Source organism: Paraburkholderia hospita (assembly GCF_002902965.1).
Taxonomy (GTDB): Bacteria; Pseudomonadota; Gammaproteobacteria; order Burkholderiales; family Burkholderiaceae; genus Paraburkholderia; species Paraburkholderia hospita.
The window spans coordinates 3,368,479-3,390,941 of sequence record NZ_CP026105.1 but is presented as its reverse complement, the minus strand read 5'-3'; the positions used below and the strand labels follow the sequence as shown (position 1 = coordinate 3,390,941).

Genomic DNA, 22,463 nt, shown 5'->3' with positions numbered 1-22,463 from the left:
TGGTCTGGGAGCCTCTGCAAGGGACGCAACGGAAGCGCGCCGCATGATCGCGCTGATTCAACGCGTGCGGCGCGCGGAAGTACGCGTTGCCGACCGTGTGACAGGCGCGATCGACGCGGGCCTGCTTGCGCTGGTCTGCGCAGAGCGTGGCGATACCGATGCCGCCGCCGACAAACTGCTCGCCAAAATGCTTGGCTACCGCGTATTCAGCGACGCCGCCGGCAAGATGAATCTGCCCGTGCAGAATATCGACGGCGCGGGGCGCGCAGGCGGCCTGCTGCTCGTGTCGCAGTTCACGCTGGCCGCCGATACCAACAGCGGCCTGCGCCCGAGCTTCACGCCCGCCGCACCGCCCGACGAGGGCAAGCGCCTGTTCGACTACTTCGTGGCCGCGGCGCGCGCGAAGCATCCCATCGTCGAGATGGGCGAATTCGGCGCGGACATGCAGGTGTCGCTCGTCAACGACGGCCCGGTGACGTTCTGGTTGCAGACGCGCGCATAACCTTTGTTTTTCCGCTCCGATTCCATGGCAACACAAGTCCTCTTCATCCGACACGGCGAGACCGACTGGAACCGCATCAAGCGGATTCAAGGGCACATCGATATTCCGCTCGCGACGAGCGGCGTCGACCAGGCGCAACGTCTCGCCGAGCGTTTCGCGCGTGAGGCGCGGGAAGGCGCGCGGCTCGACGCGATCTATTCGAGCGACCTCATGCGGGCGCAACAAACGGCGCAGCCATTTGCCGACGTGCTCGAGCTGCCGCTGAACCTCAGCAAGGGCTTTCGCGAGCGCAATTACGGCGCGTTTCAGGGACACGACAGCGACGAGATCGCGCTGCGTTTCCCCGACGAATACGCGCAGTGGCAGACGCGCGATCCTGGCTTTTCGCCGCCCGAAGGCGAATCGCAGCGCGTGTTTTATCACCGCGTGGTGCATGCGCTTGAGCCCGTCGTCGCCGCGCATCCGAACGGACGGATCTCGGTCGTCGCGCATGGCGGCGTGCTGGACTGCGTGTATCGCTTCGCGAATGGTTTGCCGCTGGATGCGCCGCGCAACTACGCGCTGCTGAACACCAGCGTGAATGTGGTCGAATTCGAAGACGGCCGCGCGAGGGTCGTGTCATGGGCCGATGTCGCGCATCTCGATGGCCACGCGGAAGACGACAGCTTCAAGAAAAAAACGCCCGAAGCCGGGCGTTGAGTCTGATGACGCGGCAGCGCCGCGTTTCCCATCTAGGAGCCGCTTAGGTCTGCTCCGAATCCCACAGATTGCGTACCGGGCTTGCCGTATCAGGTGCGGCCAGGCCGAAGTGCCGATACGTCAACAGCGTGGCGACGCGTCCGCGCGGCGTGCGCTGCAAGAAGCCTTGCTGGATCAGATACGGTTCGAGCACGTCTTCGATCGTGTCGCGCTCTTCGCCGATCGCAGCCGCCAGATTGTCCACGCCGACCGGGCCGCCATCGAACTTGTGCAGGATCGCTTCGAGCAGCTTGCGGTCCATCAGATCGAAGCCGACGGGATCGACGTCGAGCATTTTCAGCGCGGCATCCGCGACCTTCGCGGTGATATTGCCGTCCGCTTTCACCTCGGCGAAGTCGCGCACGCGGCGCAGCAGCCGGTTCGCAATACGCGGCGTGCCGCGCGAGCGCTTGGCGATTTCCAGCGCGCCATCAGGATGAATCTGCGCGCCCAGCAGCGAGGCCGAGCGGCTCACGATGCGCGCCAGTTCCCCTGCGTTATAGAACTCCAGCCGCGCGACGATGCCGAAGCGGTCGCGCAACGGATTGGTCAGCATGCCCGCGCGCGTGGTCGCGCCGACCAGCGTGAACGGCTGCAGATCGAGCTTCACGCTGCGCGCGGCGGGACCTTCGCCGATCATGATGTCGATCTGGTAATCCTCGAGCGCCGGGTACAGGATTTCCTCGACGACGGGCGACAGCCGGTGAATCTCGTCGATGAAGAGCACGTCGTTGGCCTCGAGATTGGTCAGCAGCGCCGCGAGGTCGCCCGCGCGTTCGAGCACGGGGCCCGACGTCTGCCGCATATTGACGCCCATCTCGCGCGCGATGATATGCGCGAGCGTGGTCTTGCCGAGGCCCGGCGGCCCGAACAGCAGCACGTGATCCAGCGATTCCTTGCGACGCTTGGCAGCTTCGATAAAGATTTCCAGCTGGCCGCGCACCTTTTCCTGGCCGACATATTCGTCGAGCTGGCGCGGGCGCAACGCGCGCTCGAACGCTTCCTCGTTCGGCGACACGGGCGTGGCGGCGATGATGCGTTCGGCGGCGAGTTTGTCGTGTTCGATCATGCAGGCATTGTACCGCGCACGGCTCGCTCGAATACCTGGCCGAATGGCCAGGGTGCGCGTGCAACGGCCGCGTGCGAAGCTTCATACACGCCCGCTCGATGAAAGCACGATCAGGCCTTCGACAGCGCCTTCAACGCGAGCTTGATGCCTTCGGAAACGCCTGTGCCCGCAGGCACGTGCTTGATGGTCGCAAGGCCTTCTTTTTCGGAGTAACCCAATGCCAGCAACGCATTCAGGATGTCGGACGCATGATCGGACTGCGACGCCGCGCCCGCCATTGCGCCAAGGTCGGCGCCGAGCTTGCCCTTCAGTTCGAGCAGGAGCCGCTCCGCCGTCTTCTTGCCGATGCCCGGCACGCGCGTGAGGCGCGCGGCGTCCTGCATCGTCACCGTCTGCGACAGTTCCTGAACGCTCATGCCTGACAGCACGGCCAGCGCCATGCGCGCACCGATGCCCGTGATCTTTAACAACTCGCGAAACGTCGAACGCTCTTGCGGCGTAAGAAAGCCGTACAGCAGGTGCGCGTCCTCGCGCACGATCATCTGCGTGAGCAGCACCACTTTCTCGCCCGTGCCGGGCAGGTTGTAGAAGGTGCTCATCGGCACATCGACTTCGTAGCCGACGCCGTTGCAATCGATCAGAAGGTGAGGCGGATTCTTTTCCAGCAGGACGCCGGCGATGCGACCGATCATGGCGGGTTCTATCGAGAGAGAAAGCGCGAGTGTAGCGCAGGGTAGAGGGCTTTCGTACGCCGCTTCTGACGAAGTGGAAGGGCGGCCGATTGACCAGGCCGCAGCGGCTCAATACACTGAGATCCCTTTTGGACATTCCGTAGTTAACCAAAAGGGGTCTTCGATGCTGAGTCTCACCACGCTCGCGCTGTTCTCAGGCGCGTGTCTCGCGCTTACCGCCACGCCCGGTCCCGATATGTTGCTGATTGCTTCCCGCAGCGTGAGCCAGGGAAGGGCAGCGGGTTTTGCGTCGCTCGCCGGGATTCTGGTGGGCACGTATTGCCATGCGCTTGCCGCGGCGTTCGGCCTGTCACAGCTCTTTCTTGCCGCGCCGATGGCCTACGACATCGTGCGCTTCGCGGGCGCGGCCTATCTGCTTTATCTTGCATGGAAGACGTTCCGCTCGGACGGCACCATGCTCGCGCCGGACGCATCGATGCGACGCTATCCCGTTGGCAGAATTTTCAGGCAAGGGTTGTTCACGAACCTGCTCAATCCGAAGGTTGCGCTGTTCGTGCTCGCATTGTTCCCGCAGTTCGTGAAGCCTGAGGCGGGATCGGTCGCTGTGCAGATCATGTTGCTTGCGACCGTGCTCAATGTGATCGGCTTCTTCGTGAATGGCAGCGTGATTCTGCTTGCCAGCAGACTGAGCCGGAAGCTGACTAGCGGCAAGCGCCCGTCGCGCTGGCCGCAGTATTTGCTCGGCTCGGTGTTTGCCGGCCTGGCATGCCGGCTGGCGCTGGCGGGACAACGCTGACGGTAAAGGCGTCTAGCCGATCAGCCGCCCACGCCGCACTCGCAAGCCTTTCTTCGCAAGCGCGGGCGCAATACCGCCCAGCGTGCTCAACGTGCCGCCGCCGTGCGCGTGGCAGATCGCCATGCCGAGCGCATCGGCGGCATCGGTGGAAGGGATGCCCGACAGGCACAACAGCCGTACGACCATCTGCTGCATCTGTTCCTTGGTCGCGCGTCCGTAGCCGACCACGGCTTGCTTCAACTGCAATGCCGTGTACTCGGCAACGGGCACGCCGCCCGCCACCAGCCCGCAGATCGCGGCGCCGCGTGCCTGGCCGAGCAATAGCGTCGATTGCGGATTGACGTTGACGAACACCTTTTCGATCGCCGACTGGTCCGGCGCATGTTGGCGGATCAGCGTGGAAATACCCTCGAATATGGTGCCCAGGCGTGACGGCAGATCGGCATCGGCGGTCTTGATGACGCCGCTCGTCACGTAAGTCAGCTGATGGCCGGACTGATCGATCACGCCGAAACCGGTGACGCGCAAGCCTGGGTCGATGCCGAGAATTCTCATAGGTGCCGTGCTTATTCAGTGCCTGCGATACTACAACGAATCAAATGCAAAACGGCCCGGCAGTTGCAACTGCCGGGCCGTTTCAGAAGAAGCAGGTCAGCCGATCAGTGGCGGAAGTGGCGGATGCCCGTCACGACCATCGCGATGTTGTGCTCGTCGGCGGCGGCGATCACTTCGTCGTCGCGCATCGAGCCGCCCGGCTGGATCACGCAGGTTGCGCCCGCGTTCACGACCACGTCGAGACCGTCGCGGAACGGGAAGAACGCATCCGACGCCACCGCCGAGCCCGACAGCGTCAGGCCCGCGTTCTGCGCCTTGATGCTCGCGATGCGCGCCGAATCCACGCGGCTCATCTGGCCCGCGCCGACGCCCATCGTCATGCCGTTCGCGCAGAACACGATCGCGTTCGACTTCACGAACTTCGCGACACGCCATGCGAACAGCAGGTCGTCCATTTCCTTCGGCGTCGGGTGACGCTTCGTGACGACGCGCAGTTCGTGCGGCTGTACGTTCTTCGCATCGAGCGATTGCACGAGCAGACCGCCGCCCACGCGCTTCAGATCGAATGCGTTATGGCCATCGCCCAGCGCGATTTCGAGCAGACGCACGTTCTGCTTGGCCGCGAACACCTGCTTGGCCGCGTCGCTGAACGACGGCGCGATCAGCACTTCGACGAACTGCTTCGCGACAGCCTGCGCCGCCGTTTCGTCGACTTCGCGGTTGAACGCGATGATGCCGCCGAACGCCGAGGTCGGATCGGTCTGGAACGCCTTCGAATACGCTTCGTGCGGGTTCGCGCCGACGGCCACGCCGCACGGGTTCGCGTGCTTGATGATGACGCAAGCGGGCGCGTCGAACGTCTTCACGCATTCCCACGCGGCGTCCGAGTCAGCGATGTTGTTGTACGACAGTTCCTTGCCCTGCAACTGGCGATAGTTCGCGAGCGCGCCGGCAGGCACGGCGATATCGCGGTAGAACGCTGCGCTCTGGTGCGGGTTCTCGCCGTAGCGCAGGTCCTGCACCTTGTCGAACGCTAGGTTGAACGTGGCCGGGTACGTGTTGCGTTCGCGGTGCTGCAGTTCTTCCGTGAGGCTCGTCAGGTAGTTCGTGATCGCGCCGTCGTACTGCGCGGTGTGCGCGAACACCTTGGTCGCGAGGCGGAAGTTGGTCTTGTAGCCGACCGTGTTGCCGTTCGCGCGCATTTCTTCGAGCACGGTCGCGTAGTCAGCGGGATCGACCACGACGGTCACGTCGCGATGATTCTTCGCTGCTGAACGCAGCATGGTCGGGCCGCCGATATCGATGTTCTCGATCGCGTCTTCCAGCGAGCACTCTTCCTTCGAGATCGTCTGCACGAACGGATACAGGTTCACGACGAGCAGGTCGATGGTCGGAATGTCATGCTTTTCGAGCGCGGCCATGTGCTCGGGCAGATCGCGGCGGGCCAGAATGCCACCGTGCACCTTCGGGTGCAGCGTCTTCACGCGCCCATCCAGCATTTCCGGAAAGCCCGTGTAGTCGGCCACTTCGGTAACGGGAAGGCCGGCGTCCGCGAGCAGTTTCGCGGTGCCGCCCGTCGACAGGATCTTGACGCCGAGGTCCGACAACGATTTCGCGAAATCGACGATGCCGGACTTGTCGGAAACGGAGATGAGCGCTTGCTTGATCATGATGAGAACAAAAGCCGATGAAAGGCGTGGCAGGGCGCCGAAACTACAGCAGGCCGTGCTGTTGCAGTTTCTTGCGCAGCGTATTGCGGTTGATGCCGAGATACTCGGCTGCCAGCGACTGATTGCCGCCGGCCTGCTCGAGCACCACCTCGAGCAACGGTTTTTCTACGCACGAAATCACCATGTCGTAGACGTCGTGCGGATTGGAGCCGTCGAGATCCTGAAAATACATCCCCAGGCTATCGCGGACACATTGTTCGATATTGTGCTTGCTCATGCTGCTAGTCGGTCGGTTTGGTCCTGCTCACCGTTGTTGTTGACTTCGTTGTCGACGTACACGAGGCGGTCCGAAATCGCCTTTTGCGCGTCGAAGAATTCATTGACGGCGAGCAGTTGTTCGCGCGTCGTGTCCAGCGTATTCATACGATGGCGGAACACGTTGGCGCCAGAAAGGCCGCGAGTGTACCAGCCGATGTGCTTGCGCGCAGTGCGAACGCCTGTAAATTCGCCGTAGAACGCGTAGTGATCCTCCAGATGCTCGTTCATCACCTGCTGGATCTCATCGATGCGCGGCGCTTCCATCAGCGCGCCCGTCAGCAGGAAATGTTCGATCTCCCGGAAGAGCCACGGGCGCCCCTGCGCGGCGCGGCCGATCATGATGGCATCTGCGCCCGTCGCGGCGAGCACCTCACGCGCCTTGTGCGGCGACGTAATGTCGCCGTTCGCGACGACGGGAATCTTCACCGCGGCCTTCACGGCGGCAATCGTTTCGTACTCCGCTTCGCCGTGATACAGGTCGGCGCGCGTGCGGCCGTGCACCGTCAGCATCGAAATGCCGGCGCTTTCGGCGAGGCGTGCGATGGTCAGTGCGTTCTTGTTGTCGCGGTCCCAGCCGGTGCGGATTTTCAGCGTGACGGGCACGGCATCCGGACCGACGCCAACGGCATTCACCACGGCTTCGACGATCCGCTGCACGAGCGGTTCGTTCTGCAACAGCGCCGAACCGGCCGCGACGTTGCAGACCTTCTTGGCCGGGCAGCCCATGTTGATGTCGATGATCTGCGCGCCGTTCGCGACGTTGTAGCGCGCGGCCTCGGCCATCATCTGCGGGTCGGCGCCCGCGATCTGCACGGCGATCGGCTCGACCTCGCCCGTGTGGTTGGCGCGGCGCATCGTCTTTTCGCTTTTCCACAACTGCGCGTTGGACGCGACCATCTCCGATACCGCATAGCCCGCGCCCATGCGCTTGCAGAGCTGGCGGAACGGCCGGTCGGTCACGCCTGCCATCGGGGCGACGAACAGGTTGTTGCGCAGAGTGTGGGAGCCGAGAGTGGGCATAGCGGACATCGGCGGCGAGTGAAGGGTGCGCCAAAACCGTGGAAATCGCGCACCGCACGTACCGCAAAATACGAGGGAAAACCGCTATTTTAGCGTTAACGCGCTGACCCAGATCGAACCGCGTCTGAGGTAACTCATTAAATCTTCTATGAAAGTGGCCGCGCTCATAGAACGGCGGCCACTTTTACGCGATGTCGCAACGCGCTAGCGGCGTTGGCCGAACATCATCTGGCGGGCGAGCGCCGTCTTCACGGGCGGCACGAATTCGAGCGCGGTGAGGGCGAGACCGCGCAGCGCCGCCAGCGGCGGAAAGTCGATCGTGAAAAGGCGCGCGAGCGTGTCGGTGGCGCCAATCGTCATACTGCGGTCGAGCGCGCGGCGCTGCGCAAACGCGATCAATGCGCTGCGCGTCGCGCCGTAGTGCGAGAGCGCGTCGGCGAGCGCGTGCGCATCGCGCAAGCCGAGATTCAGCCCCTGGCCGGCGACGGGATGCAGCGTCTGCGCCGCATTGCCGATCGCGACGATGTTGCCCTTGACGAGCGTATCGACGGTGTTCAGCCCGAGCGGGAAAGACGCGCGTCCCTTGATCTGCACGAAGCGGCCCATCCGGTCGCCGAACTCGGCGTCGAGTTCGCGCAGAAAGTCTTCATCCGGCAACTGCGCGCGGCGCGCCGCTTGTTCCGGCGCGCAGCACCAGACGAGCGCGTAGTCCGCGCCGCGCACGCCGCCCGTCGGCAGGAGCGCAATCGGACCTTGCGACGTGAAGCGTTCCCACGCGACATGCGGCTGCGGCGACGACAGCGTCACGGTGCCGACCAGCGCGGTTTGTCCGTAATCGCGCGTTTCGCCCGAACCTGCCTGCTGTTCGCCGAACAGGCCGCCTTCGGCGTTCACCAGAATGCGCGTGCGCAGCGTGCGCGTGACGTGCGCGCTTTCGATCGGCAGCAGCACGCCGTCGTCTTCGAGTTGCTGCGGTGCCTGTGCTTTCGTCGATTTGAACCAGTGGACGGGCGTCGAGCGCACGTTTTCGGCGAGTGCGCGGACGATCGAGCCATAACGAAGCACGTAGCCAAGCGCGGGCAGGCCGTGCTCCGAGTGATCGATCAGCGTGCGCCCGAAATGGCCACGCTGCGAGACGTGAATGCGCTGGATCGCGGTCGCATCGGACGGCCAGGCGAGCGGCTCGAGGATCATCCGGCTGCCGTGTGAAACGGCGATCGCGCGCGGATCAGCAACCGAATCCTCCGGCTCGCGCGCGTCGATCAACGCCACATTCAGCTTCTGCGTCGCGCTGCGCCGCGCGAGCCAGCCCGCGAGCGCAAGACCGACCGGCCCCGCGCCGACGATCGTCACGTCGTAATCGTAAGGCGGGTTGCTCGCAGGGAGGGCGGGCGCGTTCGCCGCCTGGTGGACTTCGCTCATCTTCTTGTCTGTTCCTTGCGCTCAGGCCGAGCCGGCCTTCCGCGCGGGTTGCGCCTGCTGCATCAGCGCTTCGATTTCGTCCGCGTCGACGGGTACGTCGCGTGTCATCAACTCGCAGCCGGTGGCCGTGACGATCGCGTCGTCCTCGATGCGAATGCCGATGTTCCAGTACTTCTCGGGCACATCATCAGCGGCTCGGATGTAAAGGCCCGGTTCGATCGTCAGCGTCATGCCCGGTTTCAGCGTGCGCCACGGCAATGCGCCGGTTTCATCAGCGGGTGCGCCGCGCTCGCGATAGTCGCCCGCGTCGTGCACGTCCATGCCAAGCCAATGTCCCGTGCGATGCATATAGAAGCGCGCATACGCACGCTCCTCGATCACCTCGTCGACGCCCGCGAACAGATCGCGATTGAGAATGCCCGTGTCGAGTAGCCCTTGCGCGAGCACGCGCACGGCGGCCTGATGCGGCGCGTCGAAGCTCGCGCCCGCTTTCGTTGCGTCGATCGCGGCCTGCTGCGCGGCCAGCACGATGTCGTAGAGTTCGCGCTGCGCGGGCGTGAAGCGGCCGCTCGCGGGGAAAGTGCGCGTGATGTCGGACGCGTAGCCGTCGAGTTCGCACGCTGCGTCGATCAGGATCAGATCGCCGTCCTGCGCGGCCGCGTTGCCGGCCGGGTAGTGCAGCACGCACGCGTTCGCGCCCGCGGCGACGATCGAGCCGTACGCCGGCGCCTGCGCGCCGTGCTTGCGGAACGTGTACAGCAGTTCGGCTTCGAGCTCGTATTCGCGCACGCCGGGGCGGCATGCCGCCATCGCGTGTCGGTGCGCTTGTGCAGAGATCGCGGCGGCGCGACGCATGATCGTGAGTTCGTGGTCGTCCTTCACGAGGCGCATCTCATCGAGCAGCGGCATCAGATCATGCACCGCCGATGGCGCGAGCACGCCGCTTCTGCCCTGCATGCGCACCGCGTCGAGCCACTGGCGCACCTTGCCGTCGAACTGTTCCGACGCGCCGAGCGCATAGTGCAGCGCCGGCTTGTCGGCGATGATGCGCGGCAACTGCGTGTCGATCTCTTCGAAGGCAAAGGCCGCGTCGAAGCCAAAGGCTTCGCGCGCGCCTTCGGGACCGAAGCGGAAGCCTTCCCATGTCTCGCGCTCCGCGTTCTTCGCGCGGCAGAACAGGATCGCCGCCGGCTCGTCCTGCTTCGCGCTCGCGTCGAGCACGAGCATCGCTTCCGGTTCGGTGAAGCCCGTCAGATAGTAGAAGTAGCTGTCGTGCCGGTACGGATAGTCGGCGTCGCGGTTGCGCAGTGCTTCGGGCGCGGTCGGGACGATTGCGACGCCGCCGCCCGTCGCGCGGAGCGCATCGAGCACGCGCGCGCGGCGCTGGCGGTAGATATCGGTTGCCGGAGTCAGATCGGTCATGAGTGCGGTCGGCGGTTCATCGTGCGTGATGGAGGGCGGCGCGGCAGGCAAGGTCGATCGCCGCGCGGCAATGTTGCGATTGTATCGCCCATCGGAAATCGCTTCCGGGTCGCCCCTGGCCGCGCGCGCCGGGCAATCCTGCGGCGCATGGAATCGCCTGCTGAATGTCGAGGCGCTTCGGCGAACGCGTCGTGCGGCGCCTGGCTATCAGGCCAGGTAGACGGTCCCGCGCGCGCACGGCATTGTTGCAATCTGTCTACAACCCAGCGCGCTGGCGGGGCGAAGCGCGGCGCGCAGCGCACGGAAAACGTTCCAGCGCCCGCCGGCGCACTTATACTTTCGCCCAATTTCAATCCAAGGCAGGATGTAATGAAACTCATCGGTTCGCTGTCGAGCCCATTTGTCCGCAAGGCGCGGATCGTGCTCGCCGAAAAGAAAATCGACTACAAGCTCGAACTCGAAAACGTCTGGGCCGACGACACGACGATCCACGACTTCAACCCGATCGGCAAGGTACCGTGTCTCGTGATGGAAGACGGCGCAGCCGTGTTCGATTCGCGCGTGATCTGCGAATACGTCGACACGCTGTCGCCCGTGTGCAAGCTCGTGCCGCAGTCGGGCCGCGAGCGCGTCGAGGTGCGCTGCTGGGAAGCGCTGGCGGACGGCATCATGGACGCCGCCGTGCTGATCCGCCTCGAAGGCGTGCTGCGTGAAGAAGCGCATCGCAGCGAATCGTGGCTCGCGCGTCAGCGTCACAAGATCGACGACGGCCTGATCGCGATGGCGCAAGGTCTCGCCGCGAAAGCGTGGTGCGCGGGCAATCACTACACGCTCGCCGACGTGGCCGTCGGCTGCGCGCTGGGCTATCTGGACTTCCGTATGCCGCAGCTCAACTGGCGCGAGCAGCATCCGAATCTCGACAAGCACTACCAGAAGCTGTCGCTGCGTCAGTCGTTCATCGACACCGTTCTGACCTGATCCGGACCCCGGCGATTCATCGCGCATCGAAACGCTGTGCGAATGTCGCATCGGCATGACAGAGTGTTAAGAAAGCTTTCGTTTTCCCAGAAAATACCTTTCGATATGTTAAAAAAGCGCCTGCCTGTCAGGCGCTTTTTCTTTGGGCGTCTGTCCGGATGAAACCGCCGCGGCGCGTTCGTTTGCGTGCGTTCGCGGTATCAGGCAGGGCGCCCGCGCCCTCGCACGACCATCGATCACATCGTCAAAGGGACGTTCGTCATGAAAGCGATCCGCGTTGCTCTCGCCGCCGCCGCGTGCGGTGTGCTCGCTGCCTGTTCGGGGATGAGCCTCGATCCCAACACCCTCGTTCAGTCCGGCACGCAGGCCGTGCAGGCTGCGTCGCTCACCGACACCGACGTGCGCACGCTGTCCGACAAATCGTGCGCGCAGCTCGACGCGGAAAACAAGATCGCGCCCGCTAGCAGCCCGTACACGAAGCGCCTGAACAAGATCGCCGCGCAGCTCGGCGACAACATCAATGGCGTGCCCGTCAACTACAAGGTCTACCTCACGAAGGACGTCAACGCGTGGGCGATGGCGAACGGCTGCGTGCGCGTCTATAGCGGTCTGATGGACATGATGACGGACGACGAAGTGCGCGGCGTGGTCGGTCACGAGATGGGGCACGTCGCGCTTGGCCACACGAAGAAGGCGATGCAGGTCGCGTATGCGACGTCGGCGCTGCGCTCGGTGGCGTCGTCGACGGGCGGCGTCACGGCCGCGATCTCGTCGTCGCAACTTGGCGATTTCTCCGAGAAGCTGATCAACGCGCAGTTCTCGCAAACGCAGGAATCGGCGGCGGACGATTATTCGTTCGATATCCAGAAGAAGAAAGGCCAGGACCCGGCTGGCCTCGTCACTGCGTTCAACAAGCTGGCGAAGCTTGATGGTGGCAAGTCGAGCATGTTGAGTTCGCATCCGGCGTCGGCGGCGCGGGCACAACATATCCAGCAACGGATTGCTGCGAATCAGTAACCGGATCGGGGATTTGTTTTTGCTTGCGCAGGCGGGGTGGTTTGCTGGTGTTTGCGCTGGCATCCGCGCTTTGCCTTCGCGCTTTGCCTTCGTGCTTCACGCGTCGCCCCGCACAGGGGCGACGCCTGAATGGTAAACACCGTAACGCGGATGCCAGCGAAAACACGGGCAAACAACCCAGCGTCGCAGACAACCAAAGGTAAGTGCCGCCCCGCACAGGGGCGACGCCTGAACATCAAGCACCGTAACGCGGATGCCAGCGAAAACACGGGCAAACAACCCAGCGTCGCAGACAACCAAAAGTAAGTGCTGCCCCGCACGGGGGCAACACTAGCAAACCCGAAGCAAACCGCGGATGCCCGCTAAAAAAACGTCACGCAACAACCGGCTCGAGTTCCGGCGCGAACGAATCGCTGCGCGCCACGGGCCACCATTTCTCATACAGCGTATAGCGATACTGCCCAACCAGCAGATCGCCGGGTTCGAGATACTTCAGCAGATCCGACATCAACCGCACTTCATACGACGACACGCGCCGCACGATGTGATGCGCGCGCAGATCGGCGGGATGGCGCAGACCCGCAGCCTGGATGATCTCCTGCAGTGCATGCAGCGTGTTGTGATGGAAGTTGAACACGCGGTCCGATTTGTCGGTGACGATCAGCGCGCGCTGGCGCACCGGGTCCTGCGTCGCAACGCCTGTCGGACAGCGGCCCGTGTGGCACGTCTGCGCCTGAATGCAGCCGACCGCGAACATGAAGCCGCGCGCCGCGTTCACCCAGTCGGCGCCGATGGCCAGCGTCTTCGCGATATCGAAAGCCGTGATCATCTTGCCGCTCGCGCCGATGCGAATCTTGTCGCGCAGTCCGACGCCGACCAGCGTGTTGTGCACGAGCACCAGCCCTTCCTGCAGCGGCACGCCGATGTGATCGGTGAATTCGAGCGGCGCCGCGCCCGTGCCGCCTTCCGCGCCGTCCACGACGATGAAGTCCGGCAGGATGCCCGTTTCCAGCATCGCCTTGGCGATGCCGAAGAATTCCCACGGATGCCCGATGCACAGCTTGAACCCCGTCGGCTTGCCGCCCGACAGGTTGCGCAGACGCTCGACGAATTCGAGCAGCTCACGCGGCGTCGAGAATTCGGAGTGCGTAGCGGGCGAGATGCAGTCGCGGCCCATCGGCACGCCGCGCGTTTCCGAAATTTCCGGCGTGATCTTCGCGGCGGGCAGCACGCCGCCGTGACCCGGCTTCGCGCCTTGCGACAGCTTCACCTCGATCATCTTCACTTGTGGCTCACTCGCCTGCTTCGCGAACCTGTCGGCGTTGAACGTGCCGTCGTCGTTGCGGCAGCCGAAGTAGCCCGACGCGATTTCCCAGATGATGTCGCCGCCATGCTCGCGGTGATACTTCGACATCGAGCCTTCGCCCGTGTCGTGCGCGAAGTTGCCTTTCTTCGCGCCGAGGTTCAGCGCGAGAATCGCGTTTGCCGACAGCGAGCCGAAGCTCATCGCGGAGATGTTGAAGATCGACATCGAATACGGCTGTGCGCGGTTCGCCCCGACGACCACACGAAAGTCGTGGCCGTCGAGCTTCGTCGGCACGAGCGAATGGCTGATGAATTCGTGGCCCGTCGCCTTCACGTCGATTTCCGTGCCGTAAGGGCGGCTGTCCACTTCATTCTTCGCGCGCTGATAGACGATGCTGCGTTGCGCGCGCGAGAACGGCTTTTCTTCCGTGTCGTCTTCGACGAAATACTGGCGAATCTCAGGCCGGATGAATTCGAACAGGAAGCGGAAATGCCCCCACAGCGGATAGTTGCGCAGGATCGCGTGGCGCTCCTGCGTCAGATCGTAGGCGCCGAGCGCGACCAGCAGCACGGGCACGATGATCCACAGCCATGCGATGTGACCGGTTGCCGCGAGCGCGGCGCAGGCCGCGAGCAGCAGGATGGCACCCCACATCGCCAGATAACGTCGAGAAAACATGACAACTCCATTGCGGTGAATTCATCGCAGCGGAAGCATCCGGCGCGGAGGGCGTCGGGGTCTTCTCGTGAAAACAGCGGGCGTCCGTGGGGATGGATCGCGCTGCGAACGGTACGGCGGGTTGTTTTTGCTCAGTTAACGGCGCATTTCACGGAACATGAAGCGAACCGTGAGCGCGCCGAAACGCGGGCGGCAGGACAACCGTCGCCCGGAAGATACAACGAAGCGGGAATCAGTGCAGCGATGTCTGCGGGAAAAGCTTGCGGATCGTGTCCGCGAGCCTTTCCCAGCGGGGCTCAGCGCGCCGTCAGCAGCGCCGCTTTCTGAGGCTGGCGGACGACCGGCTGCGCGGTCGCCGCGTGCTCGATGATGCCGCCGCCGAGGCACACGTCGCCATCGTAGAGCACGGCCGATTGCCCCGGTGTGACAGCCCATTGGGCCTCGGCGAAATGAAGGGAAAAGAGCGCGTTCTTGTCGGCGCCGTCGGCAGCGCCGAACGTGCACGCCGCATCGGCCTGGCGATAGCGCGTCTTCGCCGCGCACGCATGGCCTGCCTCGGGCGCGTGGCCCGCGACCCAGCTCGTGTTGCCCGCCGTCAGCGTATGGCTCAGCAGCCACGGATGATCGTGGCCCTGCGCAACATACAGCGTGTTCGACGCGATGTCCTTGCCCGCGACGAACCACGGCTCGCCGCTGCCGTCCTTGCTGCCGCCAAGACCAATGCCCTTGCGCTGCCCGAACGTGTAAAACGCGAGGCCGATGTGCTCGCCGACCGGCTTGCCTTCGGTGGTTTTCATCGGGCCCGGCTTGGTTGGCAGATAGCGGTTCAGGAAGTCGCGGAACGGCCGTTCGCCGATAAAGCAGATGCCCGTCGAGTCCTTCTTCTTCGCGTTCGGCAGGCCGATCTGCTCGGCGATCTCGCGCACTTTCGTCTTCGGGATTTCGCCGAGCGGGAACAGCGTCTTCGACAGTTGCGCCTGATTCAGGCGATGCAGGAAGTACGACTGGTCCTTCGTGTGATCGAACGCCTTCAGCAGTTCGAAACGCCCGTCGATTTCGCGCACGCGCGCGTAGTGGCCCGTCGCGATGGTTTCCGCGCCGAGCGACATCGCGTGATCGAGGAACGCCTTGAACTTGATCTCGGCATTGCACAGCACGTCCGGGTTCGGCGTGCGGCCCGCCGAATATTCGCGCAGGAATTCGGCGAACACGCGGTCCTTGTATTCCGCCGCGAAGTTCACCGCTTCGACGTCGATGCCGATCAGATCCGCGACGGAGACGACGTCGATCCAGTCCTGACGCGTCGAACAGTATTCGCTGTCGTCGTCGTCTTCCCAGTTCTTCATGAAGAGGCCGACGACTTCGTAACCCTGTTCCTTCAGCAGCCATGCCGTGACGGACGAATCGACGCCGCCCGACATGCCTACCACCACTTTCTGTTTGCTCATGTGACTCTGCCTGACTGCTCTTTGTCGTGCCGAAGCACGCGTTCTATCGGGAGGGCCCGACCGAATGCGTTTGCACGAAGTCGAGCGGGAAACGCCGGCCTGCGAGGTAATCGTCGATACATTGCATCACGAGCGGCGTGCGATGCCGCTCGGGGCACGTGCGCAATTCGTCAGCGCCCATCCAGACGGTGCGGACGATATCGGGATCGAGCGCGCGGGCCTCTGGAGGTTCGCTAGCCGTCGAGCCGCAATACGTGAAGCGCAGATACGTGACGCCATCCTGCGGGCCATCGACGGTGTCGGGCCGGCTGAAATGCGTCATGTAGACGCCGACCAGCGCCGCGGGCACGAAGGCATGCGCCGTCTCTTCGAGCGTTTCGCGGATGACGGCTTGCGTCAACGTCTCGCCCGCTTCCAGATGCCCAGCGGGCTGGTTCAGTCGCAGCCCGGCGGGCGTATGTTCTTCGACCAGCAGGAAACGCCCATCGCGTTCGACGACGGCCGCCACCGTGACATGCGGAGCCCAAGTTTCCGGTTTCATGGGACGGCATTTTACCGTTTATGGCCTGGGCTTGCCGGCGCCTGCGAAGAATGGACCGCCTCGCTCTAGCACATATCGATGCAAAAGGCACGGAAAGACACAAGGATCGTGTTCCTGAATACCGGGATCGTTACCAATTTCGATCCGCCCCTAGGTTTCGGTTAAAGTGGACCTCGTGGCTGAAGCCCCAGCCGTGCGTAGCCGTTGCACTTGCCTTTTGCATTGCCGGCGTTGCCCTTCGTCGGCGATTCCAGATTTTCATAACAGGATGGTCGAGGAGGATTCACGATGCACATCGGAGTGCCAGCCGAGACGCGGCCGTACGAAACACGCGTCGCCGCGACGCCCGAGACGGTCAAGAAGTACGTGTCGCAGGGCCACAGGGTTACCGTACAGAGCGGCGCAGGAACGGCCGCGAGCTATCTGGACGACGCGTACGCAGCTGCGGGCGCAGAACTCGTCGATGCGCCAACCGCGTTCGGCGCAGAGATCGTTCTCAAGGTTCAAAGCCCCACCGATTCAGAACTCCCGCTTCTTAAACGAGGCGCGGTGCTGGTCGGCATGCTGGAGCCGTTTAATGCCGAGAACGCATCAAAGCTTGCAGCCGCAGGCATAACTGCGTTCGCGCTCGAAGCCGCGCCACGCACGACGCGTGCTCAAAGCCTCGACGTACTGTCGTCTCAAGCCAACATTGCGGGCTACAAAGCGGTATTGCTCGCCGCCGATCTTTACCCGCGCTTCATGCCGATGCTGATGACGGCGGCAGGCACCGTGAAAGCGGCGCGTGTGCTGATTCTCGGCGCGGGCGTCGCCGGCTTGCAGGCGATCGCGACCGCGAAGCGCCTCGGTGCCGTGATCGAAGCGTCGGACGTTCGTCCTGCCGTGAAGGAGCAGATCGAATCGCTGGGCGGCAAATTCCTCGATGTGCCTTACGAAACCGATGAGGAACGCGAAGCGGCCGTTGGCGTCGGCGGCTACGCGCGGCCGATGCCGCCCTCGTGGCTCGCGCGCCAGTCTGCGCTGGTTCACGAGCGGGCGAAGCAGGCCGACATCGTGATCTCCACCGCGCTGATTCCCGGGCGTGCCGCGCCGACCTTGATCTCCGTCGAAACCGTGCAGGCGATGAAACCAGGCACGGTACTCGTCGACCTCGCTGCGGGACGCGGCCCCGAGTACGAAGGGCAGCGTGGCGGCAACTGTCCGCTGACGGAAGCCGACAAGGTCGTCGTCAAGCATGGCGTGACGATCGCGGGGTATACGAACCTCGCGTCGATGGTTGCGTCGGACGCTTCGGCACTGTACGCACGCAATCTGCTCGACTTCATGAAGCTGATCATCACGAAGGAAGGCACGCTCAATATCGATCTCGCAGACGACATCGTCGCGGCCACGCTGGTGGCACGCGACGGCGAAGTCGCGCGCAAGGCATAGCGCACTAACGTGCATGGGACCAGAGTAAGGCGCTAAAGCGCCAACTCTGGTCGACAGAGGAGAAAGGGAATGGAAGTCATCAACCATACCGTGATCAACCTGATCATTTTCGTGCTGGCGATCTACGTCGGCTACCACGTTGTCTGGAACGTGACACCGGCGCTGCATACGCCGCTGATGGCCGTGACGAATGCGATTTCGGCCATTGTCATTGTCGGCGCGATGCTCGCAGCGGGCCTCACGGTCGGCGGCACGGGCAAGTTCTTCGGCACGGTTGCCGTCGCGCTTGCAGCGGTGAATGTGTTCGGCGGGTTCCTCGTCACGAGGCGAATGCTGGAGATGTTCAAGAAGAAGGAGCCGAAGAAGATCGCGGCTCCGGGCGGTTTGAAGGAGGGTGCGTAAATGAGCCTCAACGTCGTTACGCTCCTTTATCTGATCGCCTCCGTCTGCTTCATCCAGGCGCTCAAGGGGCTGTCCAATCCGAAGACCGCGCGCACGGGCAACATGTTCGGCATGATCGGCATGGCGATCGCCATTCTCACGACCGTCGCGTTGATCTCGAAGCAGGCGGCCGTGCTCGGCTCGAATCTGTCGCTGGGTCTTTCGCTGGTGTTCGTTGCGCTGGTTGTCGGTGGCGGGATCGGCGCGTTCGTCGCCGCGCGCGTCGAGATGACGAAGATGCCTGAACTGGTCGCGGCGATGCACTCGCTGATCGGTATGGCGGCCGTGTGTATCGCGTACGCGGTGGTGTCGGAACCGGCTGCGTTCGGCCTCGGCGCCGAGGAAGGCATTCCGGGCTTCCTGCCGTACGGCAACCGGATCGAGCTGTTCATTGGCACGTTCGTCGGCGCGATTACGTTTAGCGGTTCGGTGATCGCGTTCGGCAAGCTGTCGGGCAAGTACAAGTTCCGGCTCTTCCAGGGCGCGCCTGTCGTTTATCCCGGTCAGCATCTGATCAACCTGCTGCTCGCAATCGCGATGGTCGGCTTCGGCGTGATCTTCTTCCTCACGCAATCGTGGCTGCCGTTCATCATCATGACGTTGATCGCGTTTGCACTGGGCGTGCTGATCATCATCCCGATCGGCGGCGCGGACATGCCTGTCGTCGTGTCGATGCTGAACTCGTACTCGGGCTGGGCGGCGGCGGGCATCGGCTTCTCGCTGAACAACGCGATGCTGATCATTGCCGGGTCGCTGGTGGGTTCGTCGGGTGCGATTCTGTCGTACATCATGTGCAAGGCGATGAACCGCTCGTTCTTCAACGTGATTCTGGGCGGCTTCGGCGGTGAAGCGAGCGCGGCGACGGTGGGTGGCTCGGCGGAACAGCGGCCTGTGAAGTCGGGGTCGGCGGAAGATGCGTCGTTCATGCTTGGCAATGCCGAAACCGTTGTCATCGTGCCGGGGTATGGTCTTGCCGTGGCGCGCGCTCAACATGCGCTGAAGGAGCTGACCGATGTGCTGATCGAGAAGGGCGTGGATGTGAAGTATGCGATTCACCCTGTTGCTGGGCGTATGCCTGGGCATATGAATGTGCTGTTGGCGGAAGCCGAAGTGCCGTATGAGATCGTCCATGAGATGGAGGACATCAATGGCGAGTTTGGCCAGGTCGATGTGGTGCTCGTGCTTGGTGCGAATGACGTTGTCAATCCTGCGGCCAAGACCGATCCGAAGTCGCCGATCGCTGGTATGCCCATTATTGAGGCCTATAAGGCCCGGACTGTCATCGTGAATAAGCGATCGATGGCGGCGGGGTATGCCGGGCTTGATAATGACCTGTTCTATATGGACAAGACCATGATGGTGTTTGGGGATGCGAAGAAGGTGATTGAGGATATGGTCAAGTCCGTCGATTGAGGTTGGGCTTCACGCGGAGGCGCTTTGTTTTTTTGCGCCTTCGCGGCGCGGGCGTTTCTGGTCTTGGGTGCGTTCGCGGTTTGCTTGGTGGTTCTGGCTTTTTCGCGGGCATCCGCGCTACGGTGTTTGCCGTTCAGGCGTCGCCCCGCACAGGGGCGACGCTTGAAGCACGAAGGCATAACGCGGATGCCAGCGCAAAGGCCAAAACACCAAACGGAGGCGCATGAAGCACGAAGGCAAAGTGCGGAATGCCCGCACAAAAGCCAGAAACACCAACCAAATTGCGAACGCAACCGAAACCACAAACCAGAACGCCCGCGCCGCAAAAGGCGCCACGCAACTGCCACTGCAAAGACAGAGCACCGAAAGGCATCGACCGCGCCGCGAAGGCCCTTACCGAGGCCTCACCCCAATACTCCGCATAAAATCCGCAAGCCGCCTCCCCTCGACATCAGGAAATGGCTCCAGCACATCAAGCTGGTCAATATTCGTAAGCGCGAAATGTCGAAAATCCCCCCGCAATTCGCACCACGCGCCAAGCGTAAACCTCGCCCCCCAGTAAGCGAGTGCAAGCGGCCACACACGCCGCTGTGTCGCGGCGCCGTTCTTGTCTAGATACGCAAAGCTGACAACACGCCGCGAATCAATCGCGCGATGCAGCGTATCGACAATCACCGACACATTCCCATCGACATGAAACGACGGCGCAAAGAACGCCAGCCTATCAATAGTGGCCCGCTTGTCAGCGGGCATAGCCGAAGCAATCTTCGCCAGCGCTCCGCGCGCACCCGCCGCCATACTCTCGCCGCCCCATGATTCGAGCATCCGCGCGCCGGCAGCGAGCGCCGTCAGTTCTTCGGCCGTGAAGGTGAGCGGCGGCAAACTCGCGCTGCGGCTCAAGCGATAACCAATGCCCGGTTCCCCTTCAATCGGCACGCCCGACAACTGCAAATCCTGCACATCGCGATACACGGTGCGCAGCGACACGTGCAGCCAATCGGCAAGTTGCTGCGCGGTCGTGAGCCGCCGGCCGCGCAACAGTTCGGCGATCTGGAACAGGCGGTCGGCGCGACGCGTCATCGTGGGGGTCTCCCGGAAATAGACGGGGAATCTCCCGCGATGATAGCGCCGCACGACGCACTCCCGCCGCGTTGCGCGTCACTTCACTCGTTGGTCTTCGAATGCAGGCCGATACGATTGCCTTCGGTGTCGGTGAAAAAGCCAATCCAACCGATATCGTGCGGCAACTGCACGGCGGGGCCTTCGACCTTGCCGCCAGCGCGCTTCACGCGTTCGAGCGTCGCGTTGACGGTCGGGCGCGCGTCCAGATATACGAGCGAACCCGTCTGCGACGGTTCGAGCGTCGGGCTCTGCACGATGCAGCCGCCCGTCGACGGCTCGTCGTAACTGAAGACGGCCATTGGCATGCCGAAATCTTCGCGGCGTAGTTTCGTATCGAGCGCGGCCTCGTAGAAGCGGACGGCGCGTTCGAAATCGACGGAAGGAATCTCGAACCAGGCAATAGCGCGATTGATTTGTGCTGACATGACGTTCTCCTGTTGATGGCGGTGAGCCGTGTGTGTCGCCGGATGGCGTAGGAGAAGTGTGCGGGCGGGCTACTGACAGCGTTCTGTCAGTAGCGTTGAGGAAATCAGAAACGCGAACAACAAAAAAGCGGGCGTTGAGCCCGCTTCTCTTGCGACCGGCAATCGAAAAACTCGCCGCTTACTCCTTCGGCCCATCCGCCGCCGGCCTTTGCCTGACGCTGCCCGCAATCAGATCAAAGCGGAACAGCCGGCATTCGAGCGCGCCATTGAACAACGGCGTCTTTGTTGACTCCCGCAACCGCATTTGCCCCGGCAGCTTCCGATCCGACGTCAGCACAAACGCATGCCACCCGGTAAAGCGCTTCTTCAGCGCATCCCCGAACGACTGGAAGAACTCCGTCATGTCGGGCGCTTCTTCGCTCTCCACGCGACGGAAGCCGCCTTCTTCGCGCCCAGTATTGCGAATCTCGCCCCGTGGACCTCGCACTTCGATCCGCTCGCCGTAAGGCGGATTCGCAACGAGAATGCCCGCTTCGCCCGCAGGCGGCATCATGTTGCGCGCATCGATCTGCTTCAACGGCAGCGCCGGAAAACCAGCACGTTCGAAGTTCGCGCGCGCCTTCTGGAGCATATTGTCGGAAATATCGCTGCCAAAGATCAGCAGATCGCCGCGGCCCGTGCGTGCCGCACGCTTCGCGTCCTGCGCGGCGACTTTCAGCGTCTGCCATGCCGACACGTCGTACTGCTTGAACTTCTCGAAGCCGAAGCGCCGTTCGACGCCCGGCGCAATGTTCAGCGCGACCTGAGCCGCTTCCGCGAGGAACGTGCCGCTGCCGCACATCGGGTCATACAAAGGCGTGCCGGGCGTCCAGCCCGTCAGCCGCAGGATGCCCGCCGCGAGATTCTCGCGCAGCGGCGCCGCGCCCTTGTCCAGGCGCCAGCCGCGCTTGAAGAGCGGCTCGCCGGAGGTGTCGAGATAAAGCGTGCAGTCGGTGGCCGTCAGGAACGCGAACACGCGTGCGTCGGGCGAGCCCGTGTCGATGCTCGGACGCGCGCCCGTCTTGTCGCGCAGACGGTCGCAAATGGCGTCCTTCACGCGCAGCGTCGCGAATTCGAGGCTGTGCAGCGGCGACTTGATCGCGGTGACGTCTACGCGCAGCGTCTCGTTTGCCGAGAACCACTGCTCCCAGCTCTGCTCGAGCGCGAGGCCGTAAATGTCCTGCTCGTTGCGATACGGACGATGCGCGATCTTCAGCAGCACACGGCTCGCGATCCGCGAATGCAGGTTGGCGGCCATGCCGGCTGCCCAGCCGCCCTTGAAGTGCACGCCGCCGGGCACCTGCGCGCCAGCCGCGAACGGCGCACCGTTCAGATGACGCGCGGCGATCTCGGCGAGTTCGGCGGCGAGCGCGGCTTCGAGGCCGCGCGGGCAGGGAATGAAAAATTCGAAGGACATGGA

The 22,463-nt window shown here is 63.4% G+C and carries 22 protein-coding genes; 8 read left to right on the top strand and 14 right to left on the bottom strand.

The features are described 5' to 3' along the window. Positions 1–43 precede the first annotated feature (43 nt). Positions 44–502, top strand: coding sequence for a D-aminoacyl-tRNA deacylase (gene dtd, locus C2L64_RS15315; protein WP_090835923.1), 459 nt, complete (start codon positions 44–46; stop codon positions 500–502). 24 nt (positions 503–526) lie between these two features. Continuing rightward, a complete protein-coding gene (locus tag C2L64_RS15310) occupies positions 527–1,201 on the top strand; it encodes a histidine phosphatase family protein (protein WP_090835924.1) in 675 nt (224 codons plus the stop codon). A 43-nt stretch (positions 1,202–1,244) separates the two neighbouring features. On the opposite strand, the gene ruvB is transcribed toward C2L64_RS15310, so the two are convergent. Next, complete coding sequence (gene ruvB, locus C2L64_RS15305) at positions 1,245–2,309, bottom strand: Holliday junction branch migration DNA helicase RuvB (RefSeq protein WP_090835925.1); 1,065 nt, start codon at positions 2,307–2,309, stop codon at positions 1,245–1,247. 110 nt (positions 2,310–2,419) lie between these two features. Further along, positions 2,420–3,001 carry a Holliday junction branch migration protein RuvA gene (gene ruvA / locus C2L64_RS15300; RefSeq protein ID WP_090835926.1) on the bottom strand — a complete coding sequence of 194 codons (582 nt, stop codon included), beginning with the start codon at positions 2,999–3,001 and terminating at the stop codon, positions 2,420–2,422. A gap of 163 nt (positions 3,002–3,164) precedes the next feature. Here ruvA and C2L64_RS15295 point away from each other — a divergent pair, with 163 nt between their 5' ends. Further along, the gene (locus C2L64_RS15295) at positions 3,165–3,797 is read left to right on the top strand and encodes a LysE family translocator (RefSeq protein WP_086915848.1); all 633 of its coding nucleotides are present in this window, start codon (positions 3,165–3,167) and stop codon (positions 3,795–3,797) included. A 12-nt stretch (positions 3,798–3,809) separates the two neighbouring features. Here C2L64_RS15295 and ruvC read toward each other — a convergent pair whose 3' ends face one another. The 6 genes from ruvC to C2L64_RS15265 form a co-directional block, all read right to left on the bottom strand. Then, entirely contained in the window at positions 3,810–4,352 is a 543-nt protein-coding gene (gene ruvC, locus C2L64_RS15290; RefSeq protein WP_007587471.1) for a crossover junction endodeoxyribonuclease RuvC, read from the bottom strand. A 104-nt stretch (positions 4,353–4,456) separates the two neighbouring features. Beyond that, entirely contained in the window at positions 4,457–6,022 is a 1,566-nt protein-coding gene (purH, locus tag C2L64_RS15285; RefSeq protein WP_090835927.1) for a bifunctional phosphoribosylaminoimidazolecarboxamide formyltransferase/IMP cyclohydrolase, read from the bottom strand. A 43-nt stretch (positions 6,023–6,065) separates the two neighbouring features. Continuing rightward, on the bottom strand, positions 6,066–6,299 hold the full coding sequence (locus tag C2L64_RS15280; protein ID WP_007587477.1) for a Fis family transcriptional regulator: 234 nt from the start codon (positions 6,297–6,299) through the stop codon (positions 6,066–6,068). Beyond that, positions 6,296–7,360, bottom strand: a complete 1,065-nt coding sequence (dusB, locus tag C2L64_RS15275) for a tRNA dihydrouridine synthase DusB (RefSeq protein WP_086915851.1) — start codon at positions 7,358–7,360, stop codon at positions 6,296–6,298. The genes C2L64_RS15280 and dusB overlap by 4 nt, the downstream gene beginning before the upstream one ends. Positions 7,361–7,564: 204 nt before the next feature. Then, positions 7,565–8,782: a UbiH/UbiF/VisC/COQ6 family ubiquinone biosynthesis hydroxylase gene (locus C2L64_RS15270; protein ID WP_090835928.1), complete on the bottom strand. Its 1,218-nt coding sequence runs from the start codon at positions 8,780–8,782 to the stop codon at positions 7,565–7,567. Positions 8,783–8,803: 21 nt separating this feature from the next. Further along, positions 8,804–10,204, bottom strand: a complete 1,401-nt coding sequence (locus C2L64_RS15265; RefSeq protein ID WP_079486940.1) for an aminopeptidase P N-terminal domain-containing protein — start codon at positions 10,202–10,204, stop codon at positions 8,804–8,806. Positions 10,205–10,573: 369 nt separating this feature from the next. Here C2L64_RS15265 and C2L64_RS15255 point away from each other — a divergent pair, with 369 nt between their 5' ends. Further along, entirely contained in the window at positions 10,574–11,182 is a 609-nt protein-coding gene (locus C2L64_RS15255) for a glutathione S-transferase N-terminal domain-containing protein (RefSeq protein ID WP_079486938.1), read from the top strand. 261 nt (positions 11,183–11,443) lie between these two features. Further along, entirely contained in the window at positions 11,444–12,199 is a 756-nt protein-coding gene (gene loiP, locus C2L64_RS15250; RefSeq protein WP_035538831.1) for a metalloprotease LoiP, read from the top strand. 373 nt (positions 12,200–12,572) lie between these two features. Here loiP and C2L64_RS15245 read toward each other — a convergent pair whose 3' ends face one another. From C2L64_RS15245 to C2L64_RS15235, 3 genes are all read right to left on the bottom strand, one after another. Beyond that, a complete protein-coding gene (locus C2L64_RS15245) occupies positions 12,573–14,183 on the bottom strand; it encodes an FMN-binding glutamate synthase family protein (RefSeq protein ID WP_090835930.1) in 1,611 nt (536 codons plus the stop codon). Positions 14,184–14,479: 296 nt separating this feature from the next. Then, positions 14,480–15,631: a tRNA 2-thiouridine(34) synthase MnmA gene (mnmA, locus tag C2L64_RS15240; protein WP_090835931.1), complete on the bottom strand. Its 1,152-nt coding sequence runs from the start codon at positions 15,629–15,631 to the stop codon at positions 14,480–14,482. 43 nt (positions 15,632–15,674) lie between these two features. Beyond that, positions 15,675–16,172 carry an NUDIX hydrolase gene (locus tag C2L64_RS15235; protein WP_090835932.1) on the bottom strand — a complete coding sequence of 166 codons (498 nt, stop codon included), beginning with the start codon at positions 16,170–16,172 and terminating at the stop codon, positions 15,675–15,677. A gap of 288 nt (positions 16,173–16,460) precedes the next feature. Here C2L64_RS15235 and C2L64_RS15230 point away from each other — a divergent pair, with 288 nt between their 5' ends. The 3 genes from C2L64_RS15230 to C2L64_RS15220 all read left to right on the top strand — a co-directional run bounded on the left by C2L64_RS15230 (position 16,461) and on the right by C2L64_RS15220 (position 19,457). Beyond that, entirely contained in the window at positions 16,461–17,603 is a 1,143-nt protein-coding gene (locus C2L64_RS15230; RefSeq protein ID WP_007588625.1) for a Re/Si-specific NAD(P)(+) transhydrogenase subunit alpha, read from the top strand. A gap of 69 nt (positions 17,604–17,672) precedes the next feature. Continuing rightward, complete coding sequence (locus tag C2L64_RS15225; RefSeq protein ID WP_007588624.1) at positions 17,673–18,005, top strand: NAD(P) transhydrogenase subunit alpha; 333 nt, start codon at positions 17,673–17,675, stop codon at positions 18,003–18,005. After that, a complete protein-coding gene (locus C2L64_RS15220; RefSeq protein WP_007588623.1) occupies positions 18,006–19,457 on the top strand; it encodes an NAD(P)(+) transhydrogenase (Re/Si-specific) subunit beta in 1,452 nt (483 codons plus the stop codon). 393 nt (positions 19,458–19,850) lie between these two features. On the opposite strand, the gene C2L64_RS15215 is transcribed toward C2L64_RS15220, so the two are convergent. From C2L64_RS15215 to C2L64_RS15205, 3 genes are all read right to left on the bottom strand, one after another. Continuing rightward, positions 19,851–20,537, bottom strand: a complete 687-nt coding sequence (locus C2L64_RS15215) for a helix-turn-helix transcriptional regulator (RefSeq protein WP_090835934.1) — start codon at positions 20,535–20,537, stop codon at positions 19,851–19,853. A gap of 83 nt (positions 20,538–20,620) precedes the next feature. Beyond that, entirely contained in the window at positions 20,621–21,004 is a 384-nt protein-coding gene (locus C2L64_RS15210) for a VOC family protein (RefSeq protein WP_007744596.1), read from the bottom strand. 178 nt (positions 21,005–21,182) lie between these two features. Further along, on the bottom strand, positions 21,183–22,460 hold the full coding sequence (locus tag C2L64_RS15205; protein WP_090835935.1) for a THUMP domain-containing class I SAM-dependent RNA methyltransferase: 1,278 nt from the start codon (positions 22,458–22,460) through the stop codon (positions 21,183–21,185). Between the last annotated feature and the right edge of the window lie 3 nt (positions 22,461–22,463).